This window comes from Frankia canadensis (genome assembly GCF_900197875.1).
Lineage (GTDB): Bacteria > Actinomycetota > Actinomycetes > Frankiales > Frankiaceae > Frankia > Frankia canadensis.
This window is the reverse complement of sequence record NZ_FZMO01000223.1, coordinates 1-14,658: the sequence shown is the minus strand read 5'-3', so window position 1 is coordinate 14,658 and position 14,658 is coordinate 1. Positions and strand designations below refer to the sequence as shown.

Here is a 14,658-nt window from a genome sequence, read left to right as displayed (position 1 = left end):
AACTCGAAGGGTGATGAATCGGTGAAGGTAGTCGTGACAGGCGGTGCCGGTTTCATCGGTGCCCACCTGACCAGGGCGCTGCTCGCCGCCGGTGCGGAGGTGGTCGTGATCGACGATCTCAGCACGGGTGCCGTCTCGAACCTCGCGAGCCTGCCCGTCAAGCTGGTCCGGGGCAGCGTGACCGACCGCGAGGTGGTCGAGGAGGCGTGCACGGGGGCGGACAGCATCGTCCACCTGGCCGCGCGGCCCTCGGTGGAACGCTCGCTGCTCGACCCCATGGCGACCCACGCGGTCAACGCGACCGGCACCCTCACGGTGCTCGACGTCGCCCAGCGGGCCGAGACGCACGTCGTCGTCGTCTCCTCCTCGTCGGTGTACGGCGCGGGCGGGACGCTGCCGCGCCCGGAGGACGGGCCCTGCCGGCCGCTGAGCCCGTACGCGGCGTCGAAGCTGGCCGCCGAGGGATACGCGCTGTCCTACCAGGGCGCCTTCGGCCTGCCGGTGCTGGCGGTGCGGCTGTTCAACGTCTTCGGCCCCTACCAGTCGGCCGGGCACGCCTACGCCGCCGTGGTGCCGACGTTCATCGAGGCGGCGCTGGCGGGCCGCCCGCTGACCGTGCACGGCGACGGCCGGCAGACCCGCGACTTCACCTACGTCGCGAGCGTCGCCGAGATGCTCTGCGACGCGGCGAGACGGCGGCTGAGCCATCCCGACCCCGTCAACATCGCCTTCGGTACCAGGACGGACCTGCTCACCGTCATCGGCGAGCTGGAGCGGATCCTCGGCCGGTCGCTCACCGTGCGCCACGACGCGCCGCGCTCCGGTGACGTCCGAGACTCCCAGGCGGCGACAGCGACGATGCGCGCGCTGTTCCCGGACGCCACCGGGATCACTCTCGGCGAGGCACTGGAGGCGACGGTCGCCTGGTACGCGGAGCGGGGGGTGAGCGCGCCGGCCGACCCGCCGGTCAGGACGTGACGCCCCTCGCCGGGTCCGCCGTCGGCTGGCGGGGGATCAGGTCGCGCACGGAGCTGGGGGCGGGTGCGGCGGCGCGGGTGAGGGCGGCCAGCTGGGCCAGCACCGACGCCGGTGCCGCGCCAGGGTCCAGGGCCAGGGTCAGCGCCGGGTCCAGCGCCGGCACCCCCACGTGCGAGATGAGGGGATGATGCGGGCGCCGGTCGGACTCGCCGGTGCCGAACAGCTCCTCGTGCAGCTTCTCGCCGGTGCCGAGCCCGGTGTAGACGATGTCGATCGGCCGTGGCTCGCGGGCGGCGAGCCGGCGGGCGACGTCGGCGATGCGCACCGGCTCGCCCATGTCGAGGACGAGCGCCTCGCCGGGCGCGCCGATGGCGCCGGCCTGCAGGACCAGCTCGACCGCCTCGGGGATCGTCATGAAGTAGCGCGTCACCTCCGGGTGGGTCACGGTGAGCGGCCCACCCGCGGCGAGCTGGCTGGCGAACACGGTGAGCACTGAGCCGTTGCTGCCCAGCACGTTGCCGAAGCGCACGCTGACGAAGGTGCCGTCGGCCTGGCCGGCCAGGTGTGCGGTGAGCCGCTCGGTGATCCGCTTGGAGTAGCCCAGGGCACTGGCGGGGTTCGCGGCCTTGTCGGTGGAGATGTTCACCAGCCGCTCGACGCCGCAGGCGAGCGCGGTGCGCAGGATCGTCAGCGTGCCCCAGACGTTCGTCTTGACCGACTCGCCGGGGAAGCGCTCCAGCAGGGGCAGGTGCTTGAGCGCCGCGGCGTGGAAGACGACCTGCGGGCGGCGCTCGGCGAAGAGCCTGGTCATCAGGTCGAGGTCGCGGATGTCGCCGAGCACGATGGCGTCGTCGTCGAGCATCGCCCGGCCGGAGATCGACAGCTGGACGGCCCGCAGCGCCGACTCGTCCCGGTCCAGCATGATCAGCTCGGCCGGGCCGAAGCGGGCGATCTGGCGGCACAGCTCCGAGCCGATCGACCCGCCGGCACCGGTGACCAGGACCCGGCGGCCCGCCAGGTAGCCCGCGGCGCCGCTCATGTCGGTGCTGATCTGGCGGCGGCCGAGCAGGTCGGCGAGGTCCATGTCGCGGATGTCGCCGACGCCGACCCGGCCGTCGATCAGATCGCCCACCCGCGGCACGACCTTCACGGCGAGCCCGGCGTTCTCGGCGATTCTGCTGATCTCCCGGAGGAGCTCGGCATCGGCGCTCGGGATCGCGACGAGCACCGTCCGGGCGCCGGTGTCGGCCGCGACGGCCCCGATCGCGTCCCGCCCGCCGCGCACCCGCACGCCGGACAGGCGCAGGTTGTACACGTTCGGGTCGTCGTCGAGCAGCGCGACGGGGTAGTAGGGGCTGTCCTGCGAGCGCAGCATCGCCGCGACGACGCTCTCCCCGCCCTGACCGGCGCCGAAGACGAGGATCGGCTCGGCCCGGCTCCGGTCGGGGCGGCGCAGCCGTTCCTCCAGCAGCCGCCACAGGTAGCGGACGCCGAACATGACCACGAGCGTGACGGTGCCGCCCAGCGGGGGCACGCTCAGCGGCATCGGCCGGGGGGAGCCGAACGTGGCGATGACGACGAGCACCCCGACGATCGTCAGCAGCACCGCGACGAGCAGGCCGAGCACCTCCTCGAACCCGCCGAACCGGTAGCGCCCCAGGTACAGGTGCAGCGCGGTGCCCAGGAAGTGGAGCAGGCAGACCGCGAGGGCGCAGATCACCCAGAAGCCGAAGCCGGACAGCGCGCTGAGGGTGTAGTCGAACCGACCGAACTGGGCTGACGTGAGCCCGATGATCATCGCCAGGCTGTCGAGCGCGATGTGCAGCCCCACTCGCTGGCGGAGGTCGAGGCGCGACACGCGCCGTGCGAGGTGCTCAGTCCACCGGCTACCGACCGCGCCGTCTACTCTACGTCTCCACATGAGGCCATAGAGTAAGCGTAACGGAGAGTAAAATAATCGCTACTCATCGGGTATGTTGGGGGGGTCCTCAATGACGGTGAGTGGTCGGGATCTTCATCCCGGGAGGGTGGTCGACGAGTGGAACTGCGCGACTATGTCCGCGTCCTTCGCCGCAGCTGGATGCTCATGCTCGCCTTCGTGGTGCTCGGCGGGCTGCTCGCCGCCGGCTCGACCTGGCGGTCCACGAAGGAGTACGCCGCGTCGGTGACCATGGTCGTCTCCTCGCCGGACAACGCCGACGGTGCCGCCTCCGCCTACCAGGGCGGCCTGCTGTCCCAGCAGAGGGTGAAGTCGTACGCCAACCTGGTGGCGAGCGACCGGGTGGCGATGGCCGTCATCCACCGGCTGCACCTGCGGACCACCCCGGACCAGCTGCGCGGGCAGGTCACCGCGCAGGCCGTCCCGGACACGGTGCTGTTGAAGGCCACCGTGCGCGACCGGGACCCGCGGCAGGCCACGTCGATCGCCGACGCGGTCGGGGAGGAGTTCTCCGACGCCGTCGCCATGATCGAGCGTCCCGCCGACGACAGCCCGCCGTCCGTGCGGGTGAACGTGTGGGAGCGCGCCAAGCTCCCCACCTCGCCGGTCGCCCCGCAGCCGACCCGCAACATGGCGCTCGGCCTGCTGCTCGGCCTGATCCTGGGGATCACCGCGGCGATCGTCCGCTTCCGGCTGGACACCAGCATCTCCGGCCAGGACGACGCCCGTGACGTCACCGACCTGCCGAACCTGGCCATGATCAACTATGACACCGAGTCGGTGCGCCGCCCGCTCATCACCAACGCCCGGCCGCACTCCGCCCGGGCCGAGGCGTTCCGCCAGCTGCGGACCAACCTGCAGTTCGTCGACGTCGACGCCGGACCCCGGTCGATCCTGGTCTCCAGTTCCGTGCCGGGCGAGGGCAAGACGACGACCGTCTGCAACCTCGCGATCAGCCTGGCGCAGGGCGGCCACCGGGTCTGCCTCATCGAGGGCGACCTGCGCCGGCCGTCGTTCTCCGGCTACCTCGGCGTCGAGTCGGCGGCGGGCCTCACCTCGGTGCTCATCGGCGCGGCCGACCTCGACGACGTCCTGCAGCCGTGGGGAGAGGGCCGCGTCGGCGCCGGCAAGATCGAGGTGCTCGCCTCCGGGCCGGTCCCGCCGAACCCGAGCGAGCTGCTCGGCTCGCAGAACATGGCCGACCTCATCGACCTGCTGCACACCCGGTTCGACTTCGTGCTCCTCGACGCCCCGCCGCTGCTGCCCGTCACCGACGCCGCGGTGCTCGCCACCCGCGCCGACGGGGTCCTGCTGGTTGCGCGGGTTGGCCGGACCCGGCGTGAGCAGTTGCGCCGCGCCACAGAGACGCTGCGCGCGGTGGACGCCCGGATGGTCGGCACGGTGCTCAACATGGTCCCGACCAAGGGACCGGACGCCTACTACTTCGGCCAGTACAGCAGCTACGCGCCCCGCGGCCGGCACGCCCGCGCCGCCGCCGCGCGCGCCACGCGGATGCTCGCACCCGACTCCGGCGTGCGCCCCGCCGGCGGCCGCGAGTCCGTCACGGTGCCGGCCGCGCGGGAGTCCGCGGACGCCGATCCGCAGGGAACCGGCGTGCGCCGCGAGGTGGCTGGGCGCGAGGTGGCGGTGCGCGAGGTGGCGGTGCGCGACGCGGCGGTGCGCGACGCGGCCGGACGTGACGCGGCCGGTTCGACCGGCGGCGGCCGCTCCGGCGGTGACCGCTCCGGCGGAGTCCAGGCCCGCTCCCGAGCCGGCTTCCGCCGGCGGGGCCCCGCCCAGCCGGACGGCGGCCGCCAGCCCGGTGACGCCGGCACGGGCGATGCCGGCGCGACGGCCGGTCCTGCCGAGGCCGGGATGGCGCCGGGCGGGCGGCGCGCCATCCGACCGCCGTCCGGTCGGTGACAACCGGGGGATCGGGGAACAGCATGCCGGAGCCGGGGCAACCGGCCCGGCGAGCGGCGACGGGCTCGGATGATCCACCTGTCATCCCGCGCCAGCCGGGCGCGGGATCCGTCCCGGACGGGTCGCCACGGCCCGCCTGGACACAGCTCGGCACCAGGCCCGGTGCCGCCAGCAACGCACTGCCCCTTCCCGGCCGCGTCGGCGAACCCGCCGATCACCGGCCGGGCGATGGCCCACCACGGGCGGACACGCGGCCCAGCGCCGACGCCGACGACAGCGCTGGCGCCAGGGGAGCCGAGAACGGTGACGGCGGCCAACCGTCCCCGGGCGAGGAGGACGAGCGGGACGGTGCCGAACGGGGCTGGCGTCCACGGAAATGGGTCGTCGCGGGGATCGCGCTCTGTTTCGCCCTGATGCTGGGCCTCCTCGGCTGGGTCGGTGTGCGCGGCCTGCTGGCCCGGGAGCAGCTGGAGCAGGCCCGGGCGCGGATCACGTCGCTGCAGCGGCAGATGATGGCGGGGGACTACCCGTCCGAGCGCGACCTGCGTGCGCAGGTGGCGGCGATCGGCCGGCGGGCCCGCGCGGCCCGTTCCCTCACCGGCGACCCGGTGTGGTCGGCGTTCGGCCACGTCCCCTGGGCGGGCTGCCCGCCCCGGTCGGCGGCGGAACTCATCCGGGCGGTGGACGCCCTGTCGGGCACGGGCCTGCCCGCCGTCGCCGATCTCGGCGCCACCCTCGACCCGACGCGGCTGCGGCATCAGATGACCATCGATGTGGCGGCGCTCGCGGCCGCCCGCCAGCCGGCCCAGCGGGCCGCCGCCGCACTGGACGCACTGCGGGCCGCGGCCGAGCGGGTCCCCGACTGCGGCCGGCTCGGCCGGGTCACCGGCGTGGACGGCGCCCGCGCGGAGCTCGTCGACCGCGGCGGGCAGCTCTCCGACGCGCTGGACAACGTCGCGCTCGCGGCTCGGATCGGGCCGGACATGCTCGGCGCCGCCGGCCCGCGCCGCTACCTGCTCATCGTGCAGAACCCGGCCGAGTCCCGGGCCAACGGGGGAATCATCGGCGGGTTCGGCGTGCTGACGGCGGACCGGGGACGGCTGGCCCTGACCGGCATCTCCGGCAACGGCTCACTGCCGGGCGGGCCCACCCAGCCGGATCCGGTCGCCGAGCTGACCGGCTCGTTCGGCGCGCGCTACAGCTCGTTCTGGCCGAACCGGGTGTGGGCCAACGCGAACCTGACCCCGGACTACCCGACCGCCGCCCGCTTCTACACGGCGATGTACCGCACGGGGACGGGCGTCCCGGTGGACGGCACGATCAGCCTCGATCCGACGACGATGGCCTACCTGCTGGCGGGCGGGCGGCCCGCGGTGCTGCCGGGCGGGCAGGTCGTCTCGGCGGGGAACCTGGTGGATCTGGTGGAGTCGCAGGTCTACGCGCGGATCCCGACGGTGTCGGGGCGGGACCGTTTCTTCGCGCAGGTCGGGCAGGCGGTCTACGGGTCGCTGGAATCCGGCGGGGGCAATTCGGCGAAGCTCCTCACCGCTCTGACCCGGGCGGTCCGAGAGGGGCGGTTGACTGTGTCAAGTGACCACGCCGATGAGCAGGAGGTTCTTTCGTCGACGGCGCTGGGTGGCGCGCTGCCCACCGGCACCGGTCCGTATCTCGCCGTCGTCACCCAGAACGCCGCGGCCAGCAAGCTTGACTACTGGCTGCGACGGCGGACCAGCTACAGCGTGCAACGGCTGCCGAACGGCGCGGGTGCGGTGACGATCGTGGTCCGGGTCACCAACACGGCCCCCGACGGCCTGACCGCATACGTGCGCAACCGAGCGGACGAGCCGAACTCCGACGGCAACCCGGGTGCCCAGAACAGCATCTGGCTGTCGGTGTACACGGGTCGGGACAGCCTCTTCGCGGGCGCACGCCTCGACGGTCAGCCCATCGGTCTGACCACCGGCAGTGAGGCTGGCCTGCCGGTCGTCTCGACCTACCTGACCATCGACCGGGGCCAGACGAGGACGCTGGAACTCAAGGTGCTGGAGCCGCAGGCGGGTCCGGCGCTCGCCGTGCGGCCGCAGCCGCTGCCGGTGCCGGAGCGCCTCGACGTCCAGGGGGTGCCGGTCACCTCCCCATGGTCACGTAGAGTTGGAAGTTGACTGCGGAAGGTTGTGGACACGGAGAGTAGTTATCGATACTCTCCGTGTCGTCAATCGTTCATCTGCTTGACCTGATCTTCCGCAGGGAGAGTGCCTGTATGAAGTTCCGACCCCTCGGAGTCGCGCTGGTGGCAGGCGGCGGCATGGCGCTCGCCGCGCTGCCTGCCCTGCCCGCCGCGGCTATCGACGACCCGCCCATTCTCGGTGACACAGCGTATCCGCCCGTCGGTGGTGGCGGCAGCGGCGGCAGCAGCAACTGCTCGGGGCCTATCGGGTCGGGCAGCGTCAGCAAGTCGGTGATCATCGCCGGCGAGAGCGTGGTGTTCAGCGGCTGCGGATTCGTCCCCGGTTCCGCCATTCAGATCGAGGTCAACGGCGTTCTCCGCACCCGCACCTACGCGGGCCGCACCGGTGCGTTCGGCGTTCCCGTGAACCTCACACAGACCGGCTCGCAGCACCTCGCCGCCATCGGCCGGGGCGTGTTCACCACCGGCACGACCGGCGTCGTACCGGGACCTGGCCGCGGCGGCCAGCCGCGGCACAGGCCGGGCAATGGCAGGCCGATCTTCCCGCCGCACGGCGGCCCCTGGGGCCCGGGCGGTCCGGGTGGCCCCGGTGGTCCCGGCGGCCCTGGTGGACCGGGTGGTCCTGGTGGGCCGGGCGGTCCCGGTGGACCGGGTGGTCCGCAGATCGCTGAGCCCGAGGGACTGACGGATGCCGGTGCTCCCGACGCCGGGACCGGCGAGGTCGGCCCGGTCGTGCCGCCGATCAACGTCGGTCTGGCGGCAGCCCTCGACCCGCCGCCGGCCCAGGCCGCGGGTACCCGCATCGTCAACGCCGACGTCCTGGTCGTCGGATTCGGCCAGCACGGCATCGAGGGCCTGCCCTTCGACCCGGGCTGGATCGGCAGCTGGATCGGCGACTGGATCGGCCACGACGGCAAGGACCGCGACGACCGCGACGGCTGCTTCGGGGACGGCTTCGGGGACAAGGACCGCTTCAGGGACGGCAAGGACGGCTTCCGGGACGGCAAGGATGGCTTCCGGGACGGCAAGGACGGCTTCCGGGAGGCCCGGGCCGACGAGCTGTCCGACGGGGACCGCTTCAAGGACGGCCACGACGGCAAGGACGGCTTCCACGACGGCAAGGACGGCTTCCGGGACGACAAGGACGGCTTCCGGGACGACAAGGACGGCTTCCGGGACGGAAAGGACGGCTTCCGGGACGACAAGGACCGGGACGACAAGGACGGCCTGTTCGGCGACAAGGACCGGGACGACAAGGACCGTAGGGACGGCCACGACGGCGTGCCCTGCGTCGTCGCCGGCGTCGGCGTCGGTGTCGTCGGCGGCGGCGGCGGGGTGGGCGCCGGCGGCGCGGCGGCACCGGGGGGCGGGGCACTGCCGTTCACCGGTGTCGAGACCGGTGCGATGGCCTCGATCGCCCTCGCCCTGCTCGGTGGCGGAGCGCTGCTGCGGGTGGCCGCCCGCCGCCGCCGGGTCGCCGCGATGACGACCGCCACCGCCACGCGGACCGAGGCCTGATCGGTTCGGGGCCTGATCGGTTCGGTTCTCCCCGCATCGCCGCTGGCCACGCGCCCGCGGCGGTGCGGGTGCATCGCACTCCACAGGAAACAGCGCACTCCACAGGAAACAGCGCACGACCATCGGTCCCGCCGGGCCGTCCGCCGCCAAGCCGCGGCCACCGGCGGAGGCCGACCCGGCCGCCCCCACCCGCGCGGGGGCGGCCATCCTGGCGTGGGCGCCCGCTCAGCGCCGGGTTCCTGTCAGCGCAGCGGGTCGAAGGGGGCGAGCTCGGGGACGGCACGGCCGGTGACGATCGCGTCCGCGAGCAGGCGGCCGGTGACCGGGCCCAGCGTGATTCCCCACATGCCGTGGCCGCCGGCGGCGAAGACGCGCGGCGACGACGTCCGACCGACCAGCGGCAGGCCGTCCGGTGTGCAGGGCCTGGGCCCGACCCACTCGTGGGTACGCCGGTCGAGGTCCACCCCGCGCAGCAGGCCGCGGGTCGCCGTCACCACCGCCTGGATCCGCCGCGGATCGAGCGGGGCGTCCGGCGCGCGGAACTCCATCATTCCCGCGACCCGCAGCCCGGCGCCGATCGGCGTGCAGGCCACCCGGGAGGCGGGGAAGTAGATCGGCCCGCTCGGCGGCTGCGGGGTCGCGACGTGGAAGCTGTAGCCGCGGCCGGCCTGCACCGGCCGGCGGATCCCGAACGGCCCACCCAGCCGGGGCAGCCAGGCGCCGGTGGCCAGCACCACCGCGTCGACCGCGCAGGCGGCGGACGCGGGTGAGGTGTCCACCTCGACGTGCTCGGCGGCGGGGCGCAGCGCGTCGACCGCCGTCGACTCGTGCAGGACGCCGCCGCGTTCGCGCACGCTGTCGGCGAGCGCGGCGACGAAGCGCCCGGGATCGGTGAACCGCTGCCCGTGCAGCGCCACGACGTAGCGGACGTTCTCGCCGAGCAGGGGTTCGAGGTCGCGCGCGGTGACGGGATCGAGCACGTCGACGTCGGCCCGCTGCCCGGCCGCGCGCACCTCGGCGAGTTCGGCGAGCAGCACGTCGAGGTCGGCGCGCCGCTGGTAGCCGGCGAGCAGCGGTGCCGCTGCGCGGGTCGGCGCGCTCACCCCGCCGGCGGCGAGGTCGTCGAAGGCGCCGAGCGCGCTGCGGGTGAGGGGTGCGAGCGCCCGCATCGCCGCCTGCCAGTGGCGCTGGGTGCTGTGCCGGACGAAGCCGGCGACGAAACGGGCGAGCGCCATGTCGGCGACCGGTGGCACGTACACCGGGGAGTCCGACCGCCACAGCACCCGCAGGCCGTAGCGCAGCACCGCCGGGTCGGGCAGCGGGGTGGTCAGGGAGGGGGTGAGCCAGCCGGCGTTGCCCCAGGAGGAGCCGGCGCCGGCGGGATCCGCGCCACGGGTCAGCCGGTCCCGGTCGAAGACCGTGACGCGTACGCCGTGGTCCTGCAGGAACCAGGCCACACACAGCCCGACCATCCCGCCGCCGACGACGGCCACGTGATCGGGAACGGCCCGCGTCCGATTGTCCATCGGCATGATTGTCCGCCAGTCGGTGCCGGCTCGCCCGAGATCCGGGCGGCGAGCCGGCACCGACCGGCGCCACGGTGGAGCGGGTGTTACTTGCGGCCGAGCGAGGCCCGCAGGTACTCGCGGTTGAGTGTGGCGATGCTGTCCATCGGGATGCCCTTCGGACAGGCCACCGTGCACTCGCCGGTGTTGGTGCAGCCGCCGAAGCCCTCGGCGTCCATGGCCTCGACGAGGTTGAGCACGCGTTCCGCCCGCTCCGGCGCGCCCTGCGGCAGGCTGTTGAGATGCGCCACCTTCGCCGAGGTGAACAGCATCGATGAGCCGTTCGGGCAGGCCGCGACGCACGCGCCGCAGCCGATGCAGGTGGCGTTGTCGAACGCCGTGTCCGCGATCGGCTTCGGCACCGGCGTGGAGTGCGCCTCGGGGGCGCTGCCCGTCGGGGCGCTGATGTAGCCGCCGGCCTGGATGATCCGGTCGAGGCCCGACCGGTCCACCATCAGGTCCTTGATGACGCCGAACGCGACCGAGCGCCAGGGCTCGACGTCGATCACGTCACCGTCGTTGAACTCGCGGATGTGCAGCTGGCAGGTGGTGGTCCGCTCGCGCGGGCCGTGCGCCTGCCCGTTGATGACCACGCCGCAGGCTCCGCAGATGCCCTCCCGGCAGTCGTGGTCGAAGGACACCGGGTCGTCGCCCTCCAGGGTGAGCCGCTCGTTGAGCACGTCGAGCAGTTCGAGGAAGGACATGTCCGGGTTGGCGTCGGGCACCTCGTAGGCCACCATGCGCCCCGGCTCGTCCGGGCTGGCCTGGCGCCAGATCCGCAGGGTGAGCTTCACCGTCGGCTCCTTCTCACGCGTAGTTGCGCTGTGCTAGGTGGACGTAGTCGAAGTTCAGCGGCTCCTTGTGCAGGATCGGCTGGTCGCCGGTGCCGGTGCCGCCGAACTCCCACGCGCCGGCGTAGGCGAACCGGTCGTCGTCGCGGCGGGCCTCGCCGTCCGGGGTCTGGCTCTCGACCCGGAAGTGGCCGCCGCAGGACTCCTCGCGATGCAGCGCGTCGACGCACATGAGCTCGCCGAGCTCGAGGAAGTCCGACACCCGGTTGGCCCGCTCGAGGCTCTGGTTGAGCTGGTCACCGGTGCCGGGCACCTTCACCGAGCGCCAGAACTCCTCACGCAGCTCCGGCAGCCGGCCGAGCGCCTTGCGCAGGCCGTCCTCGCTGCGGGCCATGCCGCACTCCTCCCACATGATCTCGCCGAGCTCGCGGTGGAACGAGTCCACCGTCCGCTCGCCGTCGATCGAGAGCAGCCTGGTGAGCCGGCCGGTCGCCTCGTTGACCGTGTCGACCACGGCCGGGTGGCTGGCGTCCACCTTCTCGAGCTTGGTGGACGCGATGTAGTTGCCGAGCATCGGCGGCAGCACGAAGTAGCCGTCGGCCAGACCCTGCATCAGGGCGCTGGCGCCGAGGCGGTTGGCGCCGTGGTCGGAGAAGTTCGCCTCACCGACGACGAAGCAGCCCGGGATGGTGCTCTGCAGGTCGTAGTCCACCCACAGGCCGCCCATCGTGTAGTGGACGGCCGGGTAGATCCGCATCGGGACCTTGTACGGGTCCTCGCCGGTGATGCGGTCGTACATCTCGAACAGGTTGCCGTACTTCTCGCGGACCTTGTCCTCGCCCATCCGGCGGATGGCGTCGGCGAAGTCGAGGTAGACGCCCAGGCCCCCGGGCCCGACGCCGCGGCCGAGGTCGCACTGGTTCTTCGCGGCGCGCGAGGCGATGTCGCGGGGGACCAGGTTGCCGAAGCCCGGGTAGATGCGCTCGAGGTAGTAGTCGCGCTCCGCCTCGGGGATCTGGTCCGGGGAGCGGGTGTCGCCGGGGTTCTTCGGCACCCAGATCCGGCCGTCGTTGCGCAGCGACTCGCTCATCAGGGTGAGCTTGCCCTGGTAGTCGCCGGAACGCGGGATGCAGGTCGGGTGGATCTGCGTGTAGCACGGGTTGGCGAAGTACGCGCCGCGCCGGTGCGCCCGCCAGATCGCGCTCGCGTTGGAGTTCTTGGCGTTCGTCGACAGGTAGAAGACGTTGCCGTAGCCGCCGGTGGCGAGCACGACCGCGTCGGCCAGGTAGGTGGAGACCTGCCCGGTGATCAGGTCGCGGGCGACGATGCCGCGGGCGCGGCCGTCGATCACGATCAGGTCGAGCATCTCGGTGCGGGCGTGCATCTCCACGTTGCCGGCGTCGATCTGCCGCGACAGCGCCTGGTAGGCGCCGATCAGCAGCTGCTGGCCCGTCTGGCCGCGGGCGTAGAACGTCCGCGCGACCTGCACACCGCCGAACGAGCGGGTGTCGAGCAGACCGCCGTACTCGCGGGCGAACGGCACGCCCTGCGCGACGCACTGGTCGATGATCTGCGTCGACGTCTGCGCCAGCCGGTAGACGTTGGACTCCCGCGCGCGGAAGTCGCCGCCCTTCACCGTGTCGTAGAACAGCCGGTAGACCGAGTCACCGTCGTTGCGGTAGTTCTTCGCCGCGTTGATGCCGCCCTGGGCGGCGATCGAGTGCGCGCGCCGCGGCGAGTCCTGGTAGCAGAACTGGATGACACGGTAGCCCTGCTCGGCCAGGGTCGCCCCAGCCGCGCCGCCGGCGAGGCCCGTGCCGACGACGATCACGGAGTGGCGGCGGCGGTTCGCCGGGTTGACGAGCTTGGCGTCGAAGCGGCGCTTGTCCCAGCGCTGCTCGATCGGGACGTCCGGCGCGGTGGTGTCGGCGATGTCGTCGCCGATTTTGTAGAACGTCATGTCAGCCTTCTTCGCGTCTTCAGTCCACGAGCCCGGCGAGGACCGCCACCGGAACCACGATGAATCCGGCCGTGAGGAGAACGGCGAGTGTCGTCGCGGTCGCCTTGAGTGCTCGGTCGCGGCTCGGCCGGTTCACCCCGAGCGTCTGGGCGGCGCTCCAGAAACCGTGCTGGATGTGGAGTCCCAGGCTGAGCATGGCGACGATGTAGATGACAGTGACCCACCACACACTGAAACTCGACACGACGTTGTCGTAGGCCGCGCCTTCGACCCCGTGCCGGTTGAGGGTGAGGGTCGTGAAGTCCAGGAGGTGGTAAACGATGAACAGCGCCAGGGTGATGCCGCCGTAACGCATGATGTGCGTCGCGTAGCTGGCTCTGGCCCGTTGGTGGTGGACGTACTTGGTCGGCCGCGCCTTCAGGTCACGCCGGCTGAGCTGGTACGCGGAGACGACGTGCAGGATCACCGCCAGACCCAGGCCGACCCGCATAATCCACAGAAACCATGCTCCGTGCAGGACCGGTTCCCCGATCGTGCGCAGCCAGTGGGCGTAGTGGTCGAAGTCGGTCGGGCCGAAGAAGATCTTCAGGTTGCCGAGCATGTGCACGATCAGGAACAGCAGCATGAGTGCGCCCGTGACGGCCATCACGGTCTTCTTGCCGATCGTTGAACGCCAGAAGTTCAACGGGGCGGAGGAGGACCGCTTGGGGCGCGGGGGGCGCGCGGCGGGCGCCGGTCGCGTTGGGGTTGTTACAGCCACGCACGCACCCTAGAACCACGCTGTCCAGTGGTCCAAGACATGATAAGGCTGGACTCCATAGCCGACCCCTATGGAGGTCTACGCTGGCGGGCGTGCAGCTCCACCAGCTCGCCTATTTCGTCGCCGTCGCGGAGACCCGGCATTTCACCCGGGCCGCGCAGCGGATGCATGTGGCGCAACCCTCGTTGTCCCAACAGGTCCGGGCGCTCGAACAGGAGTTGGGAGCACCACTGTTCAACCGGGCCCGCGGCAACATCAGCCTGACCGCCGCCGGCGAGACCCTGCTGCCGCTCGCCCGCCGTATCCTCGCCGACACGGAGACGGCCCGCCAGCGTGTCACCGAGCTGCTCGACCTGCGCCACGGCACGGTCCGTCTCGGCGCCACCCCCAGCCTGTGTACCGGCTTCCTGCCCGACGTGCTGCGCCTGTTCCACCAGCGCTACCCCGGCATCCGCCTGCTCGTCGAGGAGGGCGGCTCCCGCGACCTGGTCCGCGACCTCGCCGGCGGCGGCCTCGACCTCGCGCTGATCATCCTGCCGCTGCACAGCTCCGACCCCGCCCTCGCGACCTCCCCCCTGATCCGGGAGAGCCTCGTCCTCGTCTCCTCCCTGGACGAGCCGCCGGTGGTCACCGGCCGTCCGCTGGCCGTCCCCGACCTGCGTGACCATCCGCTGGTGATGTTCCGCCGCGGCTACGACCTGCGCGAGGCGACGGTCGGAGCCTGCCGCGAGGCCGGCTTCGAGCCGACGTTCGCCATCGAGGGCGGCGAGATGGACGCCGTCCTCGGCTTCGTCACCGCCGGCCTCGGAAGTGCCGTCATTCCCAGCATGGTGGCCCGCCGTCTGGGTATGCGCGTCACCCCGTTCGTGCCCCCCGGCCTGCAACGCACCATCGGCCTGGCGCGTCGCCGCGACGTCGAGCCCACCCGCGCCGCCGTCGAACTCCAACGCGCCCTGTGGGAGTACCTCCGCGACGCCTCCGCCACCGGCAACCTCCCCGACGGCACCCGCCTGCTCACCCCCCACCCGCCCACAAC

10 protein-coding genes are annotated in these 14,658 nt (G+C 72.6%); 5 read left to right on the top strand and 5 right to left on the bottom strand.

What is annotated here, in order from left to right; genetic code table 11:
- Window positions 1-21 precede the first annotated feature (21 nt).
- Complete coding sequence (locus C1A33_RS17660; RefSeq protein ID WP_101832578.1) at window positions 22-978, top strand: NAD-dependent epimerase/dehydratase family protein; 957 nt, start codon at window positions 22-24, stop codon at window positions 976-978.
- Here the strand turns inward: C1A33_RS17660 and C1A33_RS17655 are convergent.
- Complete coding sequence (locus C1A33_RS17655; RefSeq protein ID WP_101832577.1) at window positions 968-2,899, bottom strand: polysaccharide biosynthesis protein; 1,932 nt, start codon at window positions 2,897-2,899, stop codon at window positions 968-970. The two genes, C1A33_RS17660 and C1A33_RS17655, sit on opposite strands and share 11 nt — an antisense overlap.
- Window positions 2,900-3,016: 117 nt before the next feature.
- Here C1A33_RS17655 and C1A33_RS17650 point away from each other — a divergent pair, with 117 nt between their 5' ends.
- From C1A33_RS17650 to C1A33_RS17640, 3 genes are all read left to right on the top strand, one after another.
- The gene (locus C1A33_RS17650) at window positions 3,017-4,840 is read left to right on the top strand and encodes a tyrosine-protein kinase domain-containing protein (protein ID WP_101832576.1); all 1,824 of its coding nucleotides are present in this window, start codon (window positions 3,017-3,019) and stop codon (window positions 4,838-4,840) included.
- 23 nt (window positions 4,841-4,863) lie between these two features.
- On the top strand, window positions 4,864-7,002 hold the full coding sequence (locus C1A33_RS17645; protein ID WP_243407669.1) for a DUF4012 domain-containing protein: 2,139 nt from the start codon (window positions 4,864-4,866) through the stop codon (window positions 7,000-7,002).
- 98 nt (window positions 7,003-7,100) lie between these two features.
- Entirely contained in the window at window positions 7,101-8,546 is a 1,446-nt protein-coding gene (locus tag C1A33_RS17640; protein ID WP_101832575.1) for a collagen-like domain-containing protein, read from the top strand.
- 242 nt (window positions 8,547-8,788) lie between these two features.
- Here the strand turns inward: C1A33_RS17640 and C1A33_RS17635 are convergent, their stop codons facing one another.
- The 4 genes from C1A33_RS17635 to C1A33_RS17620 all read right to left on the bottom strand — a co-directional run bounded on the left by C1A33_RS17635 (window position 8,789) and on the right by C1A33_RS17620 (window position 13,547).
- The gene (locus C1A33_RS17635) at window positions 8,789-10,072 is read right to left on the bottom strand and encodes an NAD(P)/FAD-dependent oxidoreductase (RefSeq protein ID WP_243407667.1); all 1,284 of its coding nucleotides are present in this window, start codon (window positions 10,070-10,072) and stop codon (window positions 8,789-8,791) included.
- An 86-nt stretch (window positions 10,073-10,158) separates the two neighbouring features.
- The gene (locus tag C1A33_RS17630; protein ID WP_101832573.1) at window positions 10,159-10,905 is read right to left on the bottom strand and encodes a succinate dehydrogenase/fumarate reductase iron-sulfur subunit; all 747 of its coding nucleotides are present in this window, start codon (window positions 10,903-10,905) and stop codon (window positions 10,159-10,161) included.
- Between the two features lie 13 nt (window positions 10,906-10,918).
- Entirely contained in the window at window positions 10,919-12,862 is a 1,944-nt protein-coding gene (locus C1A33_RS17625) for a fumarate reductase/succinate dehydrogenase flavoprotein subunit (RefSeq protein ID WP_101832572.1), read from the bottom strand.
- Between the two features lie 19 nt (window positions 12,863-12,881).
- Window positions 12,882-13,547, bottom strand: coding sequence for a succinate dehydrogenase cytochrome b subunit (locus C1A33_RS17620; RefSeq protein ID WP_101832571.1), 666 nt, complete (start codon window positions 13,545-13,547; stop codon window positions 12,882-12,884).
- A 167-nt stretch (window positions 13,548-13,714) separates the two neighbouring features.
- Between C1A33_RS17620 and C1A33_RS17615 the strand changes: the two genes are divergently transcribed.
- The coding region (locus tag C1A33_RS17615; RefSeq protein ID WP_101832570.1) for a LysR family transcriptional regulator at window positions 13,715-14,658 on the top strand (944 nt) is incomplete at its 3' end.